Below are 14612 nucleotides of genomic sequence, written 5' to 3' on the forward strand. Positions count from 1 at the left end.
GGTAGGGTCGCCTGCTTGTTATCACGTCTCGCTCCTTGAGGAGGCCGTTTCGCTTATGTCGTCAGGACGTCTTTTTACATCCCCCATGTTTTTGGGGTTTGACCATTTGGAACAAATGCTTGAGCGTGCTTCAAAAACAGCATCAGACGGTTACCCGCCGTATAATATTGAGCAGTTAAGCCGTACGGCTCTGCGGATTACCCTTGCTGTGGCAGGGTTTGTGATGGATGATTTGCAGATTACCCAAGAGGATAATCAGCTCGTCATTCGTGGTCGCCAAGCTGATGACGCGCAGGGCCGCGTGTTCATCCATCGCGGGATTGCAGCGCGGCAGTTTCATAAAGCCTTTGTCTTAGCAGAAGGCATTGAGATTGCTGGGGCGTGGCTTGATAATGGCTTGCTGCATATCGACCTCCATCGCCCAGAGCCAGAGGTGCGGATAAAACACATCACCATCCAGCAAGGCAGTGCTGAGCTTGCCACTGCGATGCCCGATATAGCCCGCCGGGATGATGTAAGCCCCGCGCGTGACCTATCCCCTGTGATGGAGGAGGGGCCGTTTGGGCGGGAGTAAGAAGGGGAAGCCCACTCAAACTAAGTCCGCACATGATGTTATAGAGGAGATGCACGCCCGTGCCCGTGCGATGACAGGTGCGGAGCTGCGGGATTGGGGTCTGACAGAGGTCGCTTATCTGCGGCCTCTCCCCTATGAGGGAGCTTCCCTTGTGGCAATTTATGCCGCTGATGGCACACCCGTAGCGATTGCTGAGGATGAAGCCAGCGCGGTTGATGCCATCCTCGAGCAAGATATGGTGCCGACCTTCCTGCATTAGCTCTGGGATTAGAGGGAGAAGTTCTCCCCCAGATAGACGCGGCGAACGTCCTCGTTAGCCACAATGGCTTCCGGTGTGCCTTCCATTAAGACGCGCCCGCTATGGAGGATATAAGCGCGGTCAATCACTTCCAGCGTTTCGCGGACATTATGGTCAGTAATTAACACGCCAATGCCGCGATCTTTTAGGTGCGAGACAAGGTCGCGAATCTCACTTACCGCAATAGGGTCAATCCCCGCTAGAGGCTCATCTAGGAGGATATAATTAGGCTGGCTAGCAAGAGCGCGGGCGATTTCTAGCCGCCGCCGCTCACCCCCTGATAGAGCAAGGGCAGGGGACCGCCGCAGCCGTGTAATACCAAACTCTGCAAGCAGGCCATCTAGCATAGCGTGGCGTTTGTCGCGGTCTTTCTCCACTGCTTCGAGCGCGACAAGAATATTCTGCTCAACATTTAACCCACGGAAGATGCTGGCTTCTTGGGGGAGATAGCCAACGCCTAAGCGTGCCCGGCGATACATGGGGAGGGGGGTAATATCAGCACCATCAAGGGTGATGCTGCCCATATCGGCCTGCACAAGACCAACAATCATGTAAAAGCTGGTGGTTTTCCCTGCCCCATTCGGGCCAAGCAGCCCTACAGCCTCACCTCGTTGCACATGGAGGGAAACATCATGCACAACAGTGCGCTTTTTATAGCTCTTGGCAATGCCATGTGCGGCTAAGCCGGGGGTCTCGCTGATAAGGTCGGTAGTCATTGCTTGGTCTCATTTGGGACAATTAGGCCCTGTACAGGGTCACTAGAGCCAGAGAGCATGTGGGAAATGCCTGTTTTAAAATCCACAATCGCTTGGGAGCCGTTATTTTGATTCTGCCCTTGGGTGACATGCACATTACCCACCATACGGGCAAGTTGCGGCCCAGCTAGATACACCCCTCGGTCCCCCGTGGCGGTTTGTCGCTCGGTGCGGACGACCACATGCCCCCAACCGTAAGCGCGGTCTAGATTTGTGTCTTGTTGGTCAGAATTGTTAGCACTCTGCCCCTTTTGGCTGGCACGGTTAGCCGCCTTCTGGGCATCAGTGAGCTCAAAAGCTTGCATAATATCGGCGGTGATGCGTTTGCCGTCACTCGTATTGACAGTAGCATCTCCCCAGCCGATGGAGACGCGCGTATGGGGGTAATATTCCACAAGGTCGCGTGCGGTGAGGAGATGGCGTGGGCTTGTGAACTTCATGGCTTTGCCAGTCATCAGCATGACGCCTTTATCGACATCATAAAGCCCGTGATCCCCCCATCCTTGGTCCACAAGGTTATAGATATGGACATGCCCAAAGGCCTCTACGCGGTAAAGCTCCATATTCCCCGTATCGCTCTCTGTAGTTTGTGCGCTTTGGGGTTTGGGGCGGAGATAACCAACCAGCGTATCTGCATCCACAGTCATATCACCACGCTGGGCACGCGCTCCACCTGTGAGGGTAACGGTCTGGCGGTTATGGTCGTAAATCTCCTCCTTCTTCCAAAAGAGATGCACAACTTGCCCGTGTGATTGGTCGGGCATGACAGTATCAGCCGCATGAGCAGAGCAAGGGGCTGCAAGAAGGGAGGTGGCGAGTGTTAACCCGGCCACTGCCAGAGGAGTATAAGAGCGAGAGAGGACAGAAAAACGCATCATGCCCTCCTTATGGGCTTTTTACGGGTTTGGGAGAAGAGGGGGTGGGCGATAAATCAGCAAAATGATTCGTCTTTCCTGCCCCGATGAACTGAATCGTATTTGTTTGTTGGTCCATAAAAGCCCCTTCAGCGTCCTGTGTGCCAAAAGGCCCTTCTGCATGGACCCAATCATGCGTGGCGACAATTTGTTGTGGCAGGTCGATATCAGCCGTAGGGCTATTCAGCAATAAGCCATCACTGCGATAAAGGACAACATGGCCGGTTAGGGTCAATGTTTGTTCATGCTGGAGGTACATCCCTATATCAGCCCTCACATGAATCCATTGCCCGTTATGGAGCATAATATCGGCCACGGGGTCGGTCATATCAATGCGGTTATGCTCGCTTTGCTGGGCGATGCGCGCGGTGAGCGTGTAGGGCCGTTCATGCGAATCAATATCGTGATAAATAGCATGTTCCATCATACCGCTATCAGTATGGGTATGGCGCATCATCTCTAAGATAGCTTTATTTTGGTGGATGAGATGATTGATCTCCGGCCAAATGGCAATGCAGAGCAGCATAAGGAATGCAAAAGTTGGCAATCCCCATTTCGCCCGTTTAAACAATAAGCGGCGGCGGGCCATTGCGGCGGCAGAGGGCGGTGTGCGCCGGCGCGCGAGGGCCTCTTGCCGTAATTGGGCTAGTTGCTGCGTTTTTGCTGCGCGGTCTGGGTCAAAATCATCTCGATTAGGAGGGGGAGCCTTCATGAGAGACCTGCCCGTAAAAGGTCATGGATATGGAGGATACCAAGAGGCCGGCGTTCTTCATCCAAGACGAACAAGCTGCTCACAGGGGTGGGACGGTGGCTCATAAGATGTTGCACCTCCTGTGCGCGAGCATGTGCTGTTGTGGTGAGCGGGCTGCGATTCATAATATCGGCTGCATAGGTTGCATCAAGGTCGCGCTCCAAAGCGGGGCGGAGGTCACCATCGCTGATAAAGCCACTCAGGCGGCCAGCTTCATCTAAAATGCCGATACAACCAAAGCGTTTGCGCGTCATTTCTAAAATGATAGAACGCAGCGGCATGGTCTCTTGCCCGAGAGGCATCTCATCGCCGCTATGCATAAAGTCACTTACAGGGCGTAAGCGTGCGCCTAATGTGCCAGCAGGGTGCAGTTGGTGGAAATCGTCTTGATTAAACCCCCGGCGGCCTAAAAGGGCAATCGCTAGAGCATCACCCAGAGCGAGTTGCAGCAGGCAAGAGGTCGTAGGGGCTAGGCCCATTGGGCAGGCCTCGGGCACTTGTGGGAGGATAAGCGGAATCTGCACAGCACGAGCAAGGGTAGAGTCGGGATTGCTGGTGAGGGCAATTTGCACCAACCCCAATCGCGTCGCATGGAGGAGAATCGGGGCTAATTCATCCGTCTCGCCGGAGTTGGAAAGATAGAGGATGACATCGCCACGCTCGACCATGCCGAGGTCCCCATGTGCTGCCTCAGCAGCATGGAGAAAGAGCGAGGGGGTTCCCGTGGAGGCTAAGGTCGCGTTGATTTTACGCCCAATATGGCCAGACTTCCCCATCCCTGTGAGGACGAGGCGGCCTTTCATAGTGAGGATAGCCTCTAAAGCCGCCTCAAACCCTACCTGCATAGGCCCTTGCAAAGCGGCTTCAAGCTGCTCAAGCCCCTGACGCTCCATCAATAAGGCGTGGTAGGCTGTTGCGAGGGAGGGAGAGGTCATGAAGCAGTCGTATCAAGCGCGGTGAGCAAAAATATCCGACACATCATAGCCGAGAAGGTCTAGCTTTGCACGGGTGGGCAGAAACTCATAACAGTCCTGAGCAAGCTCACGCCGCCCTTCGCGGATGAGCATAGCTTCTAGCTTCTCCCAAAGGGCATGGAGGTACAACACATCAGAGGCTGCATAGCGGAGCTGCTCCTCTGTTAAATGCGGGCTCCCCCAATCGGAGCTTTGTTGCTGTTTGGACATCTCAATACCGAGAAGCTCCCGGCTGAGATAGGCAAGGCCATGCTTATCGGTGAATGTATAAACAAGCCGTGCGGCGATTTTTGTGCAGATGATTGCGTTAAGCGTGATGCCCAAATAATGCTGCAATACAGCGACATCAAAGCGGGCAAAATGCATCAGCTTGGTGACAGAGGCATCTTGCAATAAGGCTTTGAGATTCGGGCAATGATGATAGCCGCGCCCGCCAAGATGTTCCGGGATGAATTGGACAAGATGTGCCTGCCCATCCCCGCTTGAGAGTTGAACAAGACATAGCCTATCGCGGTGAGGGTTAAGGCCCATTGTCTCGGTATCAATCGCGACAATTTTCCCTAGGTCCAATCCGTCCGGGAGGTCGCCCTCATGAAGATGAATGGCGTTGTGCGGAGTACTCATAAAACCACCGGATTGTCTAAGGGGAGAACACATCCCCCCACATGAGCGGGGAGAAAGCCTTGGTGCCCAGAAGAAGACTCGAACTTCCACGTCCTTGCGGACACAGGCACCTGAAGCCTGCGCGTCTACCAATTCCGCCATCTGGGCTTGAGGAGGGTTCTAAGAGGAACTGGTCTTTTTTGCAAGATGCTAAACAAGGCAGAGAGAAAAGGTCCGATTCGGAACTATTTTATAAAGAGAAATAAGTTAAGAATCATTCTTAGTAAGAATAGGAAGATAAAATTAGTCAGCAATGCTGTCTATTTTTCTATTTCGCATCTGTTTATGAAAAGAGCTTAGATTATATAGCGAGGGATGGGGCGTAAAATGGCTGAGCAGATGTTGCAATTTGTAAAATGGTCTCAAAAACGCCCCACAAAACGCTCTGCTGCGGAGAGACGCCGGGATTTTAGGGAGATTTATGAAGGTTTCCGCTCGGACGCTGCACGGGAGCAAGCCTCTCGTTGTTCGCAATGCGGTATCCCTTATTGCACGGTGCATTGCCCGTTAGGCAATATCATCCCCGAATGGTTGCGCTTAGCGACAGAGGGACGGTTACAGGAGGCTTATGCGCTGTCCTCCCAAACCAATAGCTTCCCTGAGATTTGCGGGCGTATTTGTCCCCAAGATCGCCTTTGTGAGGGGAATTGCGTCATCCAACCCGGCTTTAAGAGCGTGACCATCGGGGCAGTAGAGCGGTACATTACCGAGACCGCTTTTGAGGAAGGCTGGGTGCAACCACGCACACCGCGCCATGAGATAGGGCAGAGTATCGGGATTGTTGGCTCTGGCCCGGCAGGTTTAGCCTGTGCCGAGCGGCTGCGCGCGGCGGGGTATGAGGTGCATGTTTATGAGCGGCAGGAGAAGCCCGGCGGGTTGCTCATGTACGGCATCCCCGGTTTTAAGCTAGATAAAAGAGTGGTGGAACGCCGCTGGAAGTTGCTGGAGGCACAAGGCATTATCTTTCATCTAGGCCAAGCGATTGGGCATGGTGAAGGGGCGATTGCGTTAGAGACCTTACGCCAGCAGCATGATGCTGTGTTTCTAGCGACAGGTGTGTATCGGGCGCGGCAGGTCAAAGCCCCCGGTGTGGGTTTAGCCAATGTGATGGAGGCCCTGCCTTATCTTAAAGCCTCCCAAAGTGATGAAGCCACAACAGAGAGCCTTACAGCGCGGGGGAAGCGCGTTGTTGTGTTAGGTGGTGGTGATACGGCAATGGATTGTATGCGCACCGCTATTCGGCAAGGGGCGGCGGATGTGGTCTGCGCGTATCGGCGGGATCGTGACAATATGCCCGGCTCTCGCCAAGAAGTGCTCAATGCCGAGGAAGAAGGCGCGCGGTTTGAATGGATGCTCACTCCAGAGGCCTTCTTAGGCGATGGGCATGTGGAAGCTGTGCGGCTGCGTGAGATGCGCCTTGGCGCGGCTGATGAGACAGGCCGTCGAGCCGTCGAGCCGACCGAGCAGGTGAGAGACCTTAAAGCCGATATGGTGATTTGCGCTTTGGGGTTTGAGGCAGAGCCTCTCCCCACCTTATGGGCAGAGCCAGACTTAGCGGTGACATCGTGGGGGACATTAGCTGTGGGGGAGCGTGGCTATGAGACGAGCCTACCCGGTGTGTTTGCTGGGGGGGATATTGTGCGCGGGGCGAGCTTGGTTGTGTGGGCTATTCGTGATGGGCGAGGGGCGGCAGACGCCATCATGAAGCATCTTTCTGCCTGCTCTGTGAGTGAAGAACCATCCGTTGGGGAGTGTGCCTAATGTCAGCCTCTTACAAACATTCTAAAAGCGCATCCTCTTCAGCCGAGACAGCGCAGGGTTTTGTGGCTTCTTATCAGGCGAATCTCCAACGGTTGGAGGGGTTGTACGACCCTCGCCAAGAGCATGATGCTTGCGGTGTTGGGCTGGTCGCAGCGATGGATGGCAAACCCAGCCGTGCCGTGGTGAAAGCGGGTATCGAGGCGTTAGGTAATATTTGGCATCGCGGTGCAGTAGATGCCGATGGCAAAACCGGGGATGGGGCGGGGATTCATGTCGAAATCCCGCAGAACTTCTTTGAAGATGCCATTCATAATGCGGGGGATTTACGGATTCAGGGCCGTATTTCTGTCGGGATGGTCTTTCTGCCTCGTACAGACCTTGCCGCGCAGGAGCGGTGCCGGCAGATTATTGAGACAGAAATCCTTAAATTTGGGTACGGGATTTATGGCTGGCGGCAAGTGCCGATTAATACAGCCTGCATTGGCGAAAAAGCGAATGAAACCCGCCCCGAGATTGAGCAGATTATGATTCGTAACGCGCTGGGGCGTGATGAGGAGACGCTCGAGCGTGACCTTTATATCATCCGCCGGCGTATTGAGAAGGTGGCCACACAGGCGCATGTGGATTTATATATCTGCTCTCTCTCATGCCGTTCTTTGATTTATAAGGGCATGTTCCTTGCGGAAAATCTGACGGATTTTTACCCTGATTTGCTTGATGAGCGTTTCATCTCTCGCTTTGCGATTTACCATCAGCGTTACTCCACCAATACCTTCCCAACATGGAAGCTCGCGCAGCCCTTCCGCAAGATTGCTCATAATGGGGAAATCAATACGCTTTCGGGCAATGTGAATTGGATGCGCGCGCATGAGACGCGCCTGAGCAGCCCTAAGCTTGATGCTTATATGGACGCCCTAAAACCGGTTGTGCAGGTTGCAGGTTCCGACACTGCGGCGTTGGATAATGTGTTCGAGCTGCTGACATTTGCGGGGCGTCATGCGCCTTTTGCTAAAGCGTTACTTATCCCCGCTGCTGCGGGGGCGAACTCGTCCCTCTCTAGCCGGGCGAAGGCGTTTTACCGCTATTGCAATGCCGTTATTGAGCCATGGGACGGCCCTGCGGCCTTATGTGGTACAGATGGCCGTTGGGTGATTGCGGGGTTGGATCGGGCAGGTCTTAGGCCCTTGCGCTACAGCCTCACAAAGGATGGGTTGCTGATTGTTGGCTCTGAGACGGGGATGGTCCGCGTGCCTGATGAGGCCATCGCACAACGGGGGCGGCTAGGGCCGGGCCAAACCCTCGCGCTCGATTTGGATGAAGGGCGTTTTTACACACCTGATGATGTGCAAGAGCAGCTCATCACACGGCAGGATTATGAGGGCTGGATTAAAGAGGGCATCCAAGACCTTGCCCCTATAATGGCACAGGTGAGTGAGCCTGAGGGCATCGACCCTGAAACACTCCGCCGCCGTCAATTAGCGGTCAACCTCACTTATGAGGATATGGAAGCCACACTTCACCCGATGGTGGAAAATGGGAGCGAGGCCTTGGCCTCTATGGGCGATGATACGCCCTTGCAGGTGCTCTCGCGCTATTATCGGGGCCTATCGCATTATTTCCGCCAAGGCTTTAGCCAAGTTACTAACCCCCCGATTGATAGTTTGCGAGAGACGCGGGCTATGAGCCTTGTGACCCGCTTGGGGAATCTGGGCAATATCCTTGCGGAGGAAGCAAGCCAATGCCGGCTTCTTCAACTCTCTAGCCCGATTTTAACCAATGGGGAGTTCCATCGCCTTCAGGAGATGTGCGGTTCGCAGGGGGCAACGATTGATTGCACCTTCCCCGTAGCAGATGGGGAGGAGGGCATGCGCGCGGCTTTGACCCATCTATGCCAACAGGCTGAGGAGGCCGTGCGCGGCGGTTGTGCGCATCTCTTCCTCACAGATGAGCATAGTACGGCAGAGCGTGCCGCCGTGCCGATGGTGCTGGCTGTAGCGGCGGTGCATGTGCATCTCATCACGCATAGTTTGCGGACCTTCACCTCCGTGAATGTACGAGCCTCAGATGTGTTGGATGTTCATAGTCTAGCGGTGATGGTCGGTGTTGGGGCCTCGACTGTGAATCCGTGGTTGGCTCAGCAAAGCATTGCAGAGCGTCTCCGCCGGGGCCTGTTTGGCAAAATGACCCTTCGCCAAGCGATGGAGCAATACCGTAAGGCCGTGGATAAAGGCCTTTTGAAGATTATGTCCAAAGCGGGGATTTCGGTCGTCTCGGCTTATCGTGGGGGCTATAATTTCGAGGCAATTGGCCTGTCGCGTGCTTTGGTGGCGGAGTTCTTCCCCGGTATGGCCTCGCGTATTTCGGGCATTGGGCTGCCGGGCATCGCGCGTAATGTCATCAAGGCGCATAAACGCGCATGGCAAGCGGCGAATATTTCGCCCCTGCCCATTGGGGGACGGTATAAAATTCGCCCCGGTGGGGAGGCTCATTCCTTCTCGGCGAGTGCTGTGCATATGCTGCAAACGGCAGTGCAGGCCAATAGTTACAAGCTCTTTCGCCGTTATGTTGAGACGTTGGAAGCCCAAGAGCCTGTTGCTCTGCGTGACTTGTTGGATTTCCGCTCCACCGCGCGGCCTATTGATGTTGATGATGTTGAAGGCATCACTCAAATTCGCCGCCGCTTGGTGGCACCGGGTATTTCCCTCGGGGCTTTAAGCCCTGAAGCGCACGAGACCTTAGCCATCGCCATGAATCGCATCGGTGCGAAGTCTGATTCCGGCGAGGGGGGGGAGGACCCGGCGCGGGCGATGCCGCGGCCAAATGGGGATAATGCGTCCTCTGCGATTAAGCAGGTTGCCTCGGGGCGTTTTGGTGTTACGGCAGAATATCTCAATAATTGCCGCGAGCTGGAGATTAAGGTTGCTCAAGGGGCAAAACCGGGGGAAGGGGGTCAGCTTCCGGGCTTTAAAGTGACGGAGCTGATTGCACGCTTGCGCCATGCAACACCGGGTGTGACGTTGATTTCTCCACCCCCGCATCATGATATTTACTCCATCGAGGACCTCGCCCAGCTGATTTATGACCTCAAACAAATCAATCCAGAGGCCAGCGTGACGGTCAAGCTTGTGGCACGGACAGGCATCGGCACGATTGCTGCTGGTGTGGCGAAAGCCAAAGCGGATGCGATTTTGATTTCTGGTCATTCAGGCGGGACAGGGGCGAGTGCCCAATCCTCCATCTATTATGCAGGCTTACCATGGGAGATGGGGTTGAGTGAGACGCATCAGGTGTTGATGCTTAATCGCTTGCGTCATCGGTTGAAGTTGCGTGTGGATGGCGGGATTAAAACCGGGCGTGATGTCGTCATGGCCGCGATGTTAGGGGCGGAGGAGTTCGGCATCGGTACGGCGGCTCTGGTAGCGATGGGCTGTATCATGGTGCGGCAATGCCATACCAACACCTGCCCTGTTGGGGTATGCGTGCAGGATGAGGAGCTGCGTAAGAAGTTTGAGGGCACACCAGAGAAGGTGATTAACCTCTTTACCCTCATTGCCGAGGATGTTCGTAATATCCTTGCACGTTTAGGCTTCCGCTCCCTTGATGAGATTATCGGGCGGACAGATTTGCTGCATCAGGTCTATCGTGGCTCGGATTATTTGGATGATTTGGACTTAAACGCGCTGCTCGTACAGGCCGATACGGGTGGTTTTGCCCGCCATTGCACCCTAGAGGGCCGTAATGAAGTGCCTGATACGCTTGATGCGCAGATTATTGCTGATGCTCAACCGCTCTTTGAGCGGCGCGAGAAATTGCATCTTCATTATATTGTCCGCAATACACATCGCGCGGTGGGGACGCGTCTTTCCTCCCTCATCACCCGCCGCTTTGGGATGGCAAGTCTGCCAGAAGGGCACCTCACATTGTCGTTGCGCGGCTCTGCGGGGCAATCGCTAGGGGCTTTTGCCGTGCAAGGGCTACGCATCGAGGTAGAGGGGGATGCGAATGATTATGTCGGCAAAGGCCTCTCTGGGGCGACCTTAGTGCTGCGGCCTAGCAAAGCCACACCTTGTGCGACAGAGAAGAACGCCATCATCGGTAATACGGTGCTGTATGGGGCCACGGCGGGGGCATTATTTGCCGCTGGGCAAGCGGGGGAGCGATTTGCTGTGCGTAACTCCGGTGCTATTGCCGTGGTGGAGGGCTGTGGCTCTAATGGTTGTGAATATATGACCGGCGGGACAGTCGTTGTGCTGGGTAAAGCGGGCGATAATTTTGGGGCAGGCTTTACCGGTGGAACAGCTTATGTGCTGGACCGGGAAGGGGACTTCCTCAAACGGGTGAATCACGACACGGTGATGTGCCAGCCCGTGACAGCACAACGCTGGAAGGACGAGCTACGCACCCTTGTAGAGCGGCACGAGCGTGAGACAGGCAGTGCCTATGCAGCGGACTTACTGCACCATTGGGATGAGATGATGCCGCATTTTTGGCATGTCGTGCCGAAGGATTATGCCCGCATCATTGGCTATGAGGAGGCGGATTTAAAAAATCTTTCGGCCTAATTTAGCCTAATGAGGTTGGGAGAGTGATAAAGGGTGTTTTCAGAGGCTGCTTGCTTGCGGTAGTCTGACAGCATGATGACATCTTTTCTCACCTCGCCTTCGTCTGTCTCAGCCTCTGGCCCGGTTGCGGCCCCACGCTGGGATTTGTCAGACCTCTATATCTCACCAGAGGACCCAGCCCTTGAGTCGGACTTCATCCGCTTAACAGCGGAGGCTCAGAGCTTTGAGACCCGCTGGAAGGGTAAACTTGGCAAAGCCTCCGCTGCGGAGCTGGCCCATGCCCTGCAAGGGTATGAGGTGATAGAGGAGGGGCTCGGGAAGATTGGCTCTTATGCTCAGCTTCTCTTTGCGGCCCATACGACAGAGGCCAGCGTAGGGCGGTTTGCCCAGAGCGTGCGTGAGCGTCTAACGGCTCTTTCGGCTCATCTGCTCTTTTTCCCCTTGGAGCTAAACCGGCTTGATGATGCTGTTTTAGAGGCTGGCTTTCAGGAGAATAAAGACCTCGCCTCATGGCAATCTTATCTGCGGGATTTACGCGTCTTTCGGCCTTATCAGCTCTCTGATGAGGTAGAGCGTGTATTGATGGATATGGCCGTGTCTGGTCGTAATGCGTGGGTGCGTCTTTTTGATGAGACCATGGCCGGGCTGATGGTCCATTTTGAGGGGAAAGACCAGCCCCTTGGTGATGTGTTCAATTACCTTACCGATAGTCAGCGTGAGCGGCGGGAGGCCGCGGCAAAGGCCATTAGTGCGACATTAGCAGCGGAGAATAAGCTGCTTGTTGGCATTACCAATACCTTAGCAAAGGATAAAGCCACAACTGATGCCATGCGCGGTTATCCGCGCCCTGTGAGCAGCCGTAACCGGGCCAATATGGTGGAGGATGAGGTTGTTGATGCGCTGGTGGATGCTGTGCAGGCGGCTTTCCCGCGTTTATCGCACCGCTATTACAGCATGAAGGCCCGTTGGCTGGGGTTAGAGCAGCTGGAGCATTGGGACCGTAATGCCCCTCTGCCAGATGTTCAGGATAAACGACTAAGCTGGGATGAGGGCAAGGCTATTGTTCATCGCGCTTATCAGGATTTTGATGAGGAGATGGGCCGTCATGCTCATAGTTTTTTGAGCAATCCATGGATTGATGCGGCAGCAGTGCCGGGTAAGTCCTCCGGGGCGTTTGCGCATCCTGTTGTGCCGTCTGTCCATCCTTATTTATTGATGAATTATCATGGCCGCCCGCGCGATGTGATGACCTTAGCCCATGAGATGGGTCATGGGATTCATCAGATGTTAGCAGGGCAGAAGCAGGGCTATTTACGCTCCAACACGCCTTTAACGTTGGCAGAGACAGCCTCAGTTTTTGGGGAGATGTTGACTTTCCAATCCCTATTGGATGGGGAGAGTGACGCTAAATGCCGCCATCATCTCCTCGCGTCCAAAGTGGAGGATATGCTCAATACTGTGGTGCGGCAAATTGCCTTTTACCTCTTTGAGGTACAGGTCCATGATGAACGCCGCAAAGGGGAAATCCCTGCCGAGCGTTTAGGGGAAATCTGGCGTGATGTGCAAACGCGCAGCTTAGGGCCGGCCTTCCATTTCACCCCGGATTATGACCTTTATTGGTCATATATCCCACATTTCATTCATTCGCCTTTTTATGTCTATGCTTATGCGTTTGGTGATTGTTTGGTGAATGCCCTTTATGGTGTGTACCAGGATAGTCCCGCAGGTTTTGCCGGTAAGTATAAGGAGATGTTGGCCGCTGGGGGGACGTTGCGTCACCAAGAGCTGCTCGCTCCTTTTGGGTTGAATGCGGGTGAGCCATCCTTCTGGACGCGTGGGTTGGATGTGATTTCTGGCCTTATTGACCAGCTTGAGGCCACGCCTCATTCCTAAAAGGTCATTCCCCGCCCTCATGGGCAGAGTAAAGAAGGATGATGAGCATGGCGCGTGAACGTGACATCGATAAGACCGGCTTTGTCGATAACATGCAGCGTATGTTTCAGGCATCTGGTATGGTGGGCGGTGTTGCAGTGCGCATGGCAGGCCATAAGCTGGGGCTGCGCAGCAATAAAACGAGCCATGCGGAGGAGTTACGCGCTGTTTTAGGCTCATTAAAAGGGCCGATGATGAAAGCCGCGCAGCTTCTCTCCACCATCCCCGGGGCTTTGCCGGATGAATATGCGGAGGAGTTAGCACATCTCCAATCCAATGCGCCGCCTATGGGGTGGAGCTTCGTGCAACGGCGGATGAAGGCCGAGCTAGGGCCGGGCTGGGAGGGGCATTTCCGCTCTTTTAGCCATGAGGCTGTTGCAGCGGCATCATTAGGGCAGGTGCATCGCGCGGCTTTGGCCGATGGGCGCGAGGTTGCATGCAAACTGCAATATCCCGGTATGGCCGGCGCGATGGAGCAGGATTTAAAGCAGCTTAAACGCGGTTTAGGGGTCTTTAGTCTTGTGGGTAATGCCATTAGGCAAGATGAGGTCTATACCGAGCTTGCGGAGCGGATGCGCGAGGAGTTGGATTATATTCGTGAGGCCAGCCATGTGCGGCTTTACCAGCATATGTTGGCCGATGTGCCAGAGGTTACCGTCCCTCATCCTGTGGCAGAGCTAACAACAGGGCGACTTTTGACGATGGATTGGGTGCCGGGTCGCTCCATGAAGTCCGTTTTGGCTGAGCAACGCTCCCAAGAGGAGCGCAATGCGATTGCGGTAGCGTTGTTTAAAGCATGGTACACGCCCTTTTATCGCTATGGGGTGATTCATGGTGACCCGCATATGGGTAATTTTACCGTGCGAAAAAATGGCGGGTTGAATCTGTTGGATTTCGGCGCGGTGCGGATTTTCTCGCCTCGTTTTGTAGAGGGTGTCCTTGCGCTTTTTCATGCTCTGCGGGATGGGGATGAGGAGCGCGCTTATGAGGCTTATTATGCTTGGGGCTTTAAGGATATTTCCCGCGAGCGTGCAGCGGTGTTGAATGAATGGGCACGCTTTTTCTACCGCCCTTTGATGACGGACCATGTTTGTGATGTAGGGGAGAGCAATAACCCCCAAGAGGCCCGTAAAGTGTTAGAGCGTGTTTATGAGGGGTTAAAACGGACGGGCGGCATCACCTTACCGCGTGAGTTCGTGATGTTAGACCGCTCTGCCATTGGGTTAGGCAGTGCCTTCTTACGGTTGGGGGCGAAGGTGAATTGGCACCGGCTCTTTATGGAGCTTACGCAGGGCTTCACGGTGGAAGCCCTCACAGCCCGCCAAAAAGAGGCCTTGGAGAAAGCGCAGGTTAGTCCCGCTCAGTAAAAATAAGGCCCAACGCGCTTAATACGTGTTGGGCCTCATCATAATGCAGATTATGGCCGGT

At 54.6% G+C, this 14612-nt stretch carries 11 protein-coding genes and 1 tRNA gene; 6 read left to right on the forward strand and 6 right to left on the reverse strand.

Annotated features, from left to right (window positions below; translation table 11 throughout):
* Positions 1-55: 55 nt before the first annotated feature.
* Together NQF89_RS04805 and NQF89_RS04810 are read left to right on the forward strand one after the other, a co-directional pair.
* Entirely contained in the window at positions 56-574 is a 519-nt protein-coding gene (locus NQF89_RS04805) for an Hsp20 family protein (RefSeq protein WP_230873253.1), read from the forward strand.
* Positions 575-623: 49 nt separating this feature from the next.
* Positions 624-833: a DUF1150 family protein gene (locus NQF89_RS04810; protein ID WP_155572962.1), complete on the forward strand. Its 210-nt coding sequence runs from the start codon at positions 624-626 to the stop codon at positions 831-833.
* 8 nt (positions 834-841) lie between these two features.
* Here the strand turns inward: NQF89_RS04810 and lptB are convergent, their stop codons facing one another.
* From lptB to NQF89_RS04840, 6 genes are all read right to left on the reverse strand, one after another.
* A complete protein-coding gene (lptB, locus tag NQF89_RS04815) occupies positions 842-1588 on the reverse strand; it encodes an LPS export ABC transporter ATP-binding protein (RefSeq protein WP_155572963.1) in 747 nt (248 codons plus the stop codon).
* Positions 1585-2505, reverse strand: a complete 921-nt coding sequence (locus NQF89_RS04820) for an LptA/OstA family protein (RefSeq protein WP_230873254.1) — start codon at positions 2503-2505, stop codon at positions 1585-1587. The genes lptB and NQF89_RS04820 overlap by 4 nt, the downstream gene beginning before the upstream one ends.
* Positions 2506-2512: 7 nt before the next feature.
* On the reverse strand, positions 2513-3253 hold the full coding sequence (lptC, locus tag NQF89_RS04825; protein ID WP_266137649.1) for an LPS export ABC transporter periplasmic protein LptC: 741 nt from the start codon (positions 3251-3253) through the stop codon (positions 2513-2515).
* Positions 3250-4227 (reverse strand): KpsF/GutQ family sugar-phosphate isomerase, encoded by a 978-nt coding sequence (locus NQF89_RS04830; protein WP_266137650.1) that lies wholly within the window; start codon positions 4225-4227, stop codon positions 3250-3252. Before NQF89_RS04830 ends, lptC begins: the two co-directional genes overlap by 4 nt.
* Positions 4228-4239: 12 nt before the next feature.
* Positions 4240-4890 (reverse strand): ribonuclease D, encoded by a 651-nt coding sequence (locus NQF89_RS04835; RefSeq protein WP_266137651.1) that lies wholly within the window; start codon positions 4888-4890, stop codon positions 4240-4242.
* A 60-nt stretch (positions 4891-4950) separates the two neighbouring features.
* Positions 4951-5037 (reverse strand) — tRNA-Leu (locus tag NQF89_RS04840).
* 219 nt (positions 5038-5256) lie between these two features.
* Here NQF89_RS04840 and NQF89_RS04845 point away from each other — a divergent pair.
* The 4 genes from NQF89_RS04845 to NQF89_RS04860 all read left to right on the forward strand — a co-directional run bounded on the left by NQF89_RS04845 (position 5257) and on the right by NQF89_RS04860 (position 14551).
* Positions 5257-6690: an NAD(P)-dependent oxidoreductase gene (locus NQF89_RS04845; protein WP_266137652.1), complete on the forward strand. Its 1434-nt coding sequence runs from the start codon at positions 5257-5259 to the stop codon at positions 6688-6690.
* Positions 6690-11252: a glutamate synthase large subunit gene (gene gltB, locus NQF89_RS04850; protein WP_155572968.1), complete on the forward strand. Its 4563-nt coding sequence runs from the start codon at positions 6690-6692 to the stop codon at positions 11250-11252. Before NQF89_RS04845 ends, gltB begins: the two co-directional genes overlap by 1 nt.
* 72 nt (positions 11253-11324) lie before the next feature.
* Positions 11325-13145: a M3 family oligoendopeptidase gene (locus NQF89_RS04855; RefSeq protein ID WP_266137653.1), complete on the forward strand. Its 1821-nt coding sequence runs from the start codon at positions 11325-11327 to the stop codon at positions 13143-13145.
* A gap of 47 nt (positions 13146-13192) precedes the next feature.
* Entirely contained in the window at positions 13193-14551 is a 1359-nt protein-coding gene (locus tag NQF89_RS04860) for an ABC1 kinase family protein (RefSeq protein ID WP_155579180.1), read from the forward strand.
* The last annotated feature ends 61 nt before the right edge of the window (positions 14552-14612 follow it).

The organism is Bombella pollinis (assembly GCF_026385485.1).
Lineage (GTDB): Bacteria > Pseudomonadota > Alphaproteobacteria > Acetobacterales > Acetobacteraceae > Bombella > Bombella pollinis.

Bases quoted from the DNA above. Each gene is read 5' to 3' on its own strand.
- gltB (WP_155572968.1), top strand. From the start codon at position 6,690: ATGTCAGCCTCTTACAAACATTCTAAAAGCGCATCCTCTTCAGCCGAG.
- NQF89_RS04830 (WP_266137650.1), bottom strand. From the start codon at position 4,227: ATGACCTCTCCCTCCCTCGCAACAGCCTACCACGCCTTATTGATGGAG.
- lptB (WP_155572963.1), bottom strand. From the start codon at position 1,588: ATGACTACCGACCTTATCAGCGAGACCCCCGGCTTAGCCGCACATGGC.
- lptC (WP_266137649.1), bottom strand. From the start codon at position 3,253: ATGAAGGCTCCCCCTCCTAATCGAGATGATTTTGACCCAGACCGCGCA.
- NQF89_RS04805 (WP_230873253.1), top strand. From the start codon at position 56: ATGTCGTCAGGACGTCTTTTTACATCCCCCATGTTTTTGGGGTTTGAC.
- NQF89_RS04820 (WP_230873254.1), bottom strand. From the start codon at position 2,505: ATGATGCGTTTTTCTGTCCTCTCTCGCTCTTATACTCCTCTGGCAGTG.
- NQF89_RS04845 (WP_266137652.1), top strand. From the start codon at position 5,257: ATGGCTGAGCAGATGTTGCAATTTGTAAAATGGTCTCAAAAACGCCCC.
- NQF89_RS04835 (WP_266137651.1), bottom strand. From the start codon at position 4,890: ATGAGTACTCCGCACAACGCCATTCATCTTCATGAGGGCGACCTCCCG.
- NQF89_RS04860 (WP_155579180.1), top strand. From the start codon at position 13,193: ATGGCGCGTGAACGTGACATCGATAAGACCGGCTTTGTCGATAACATG.
- NQF89_RS04855 (WP_266137653.1), top strand. From the start codon at position 11,325: ATGATGACATCTTTTCTCACCTCGCCTTCGTCTGTCTCAGCCTCTGGC.
- NQF89_RS04810 (WP_155572962.1), top strand. From the start codon at position 624: ATGCACGCCCGTGCCCGTGCGATGACAGGTGCGGAGCTGCGGGATTGG.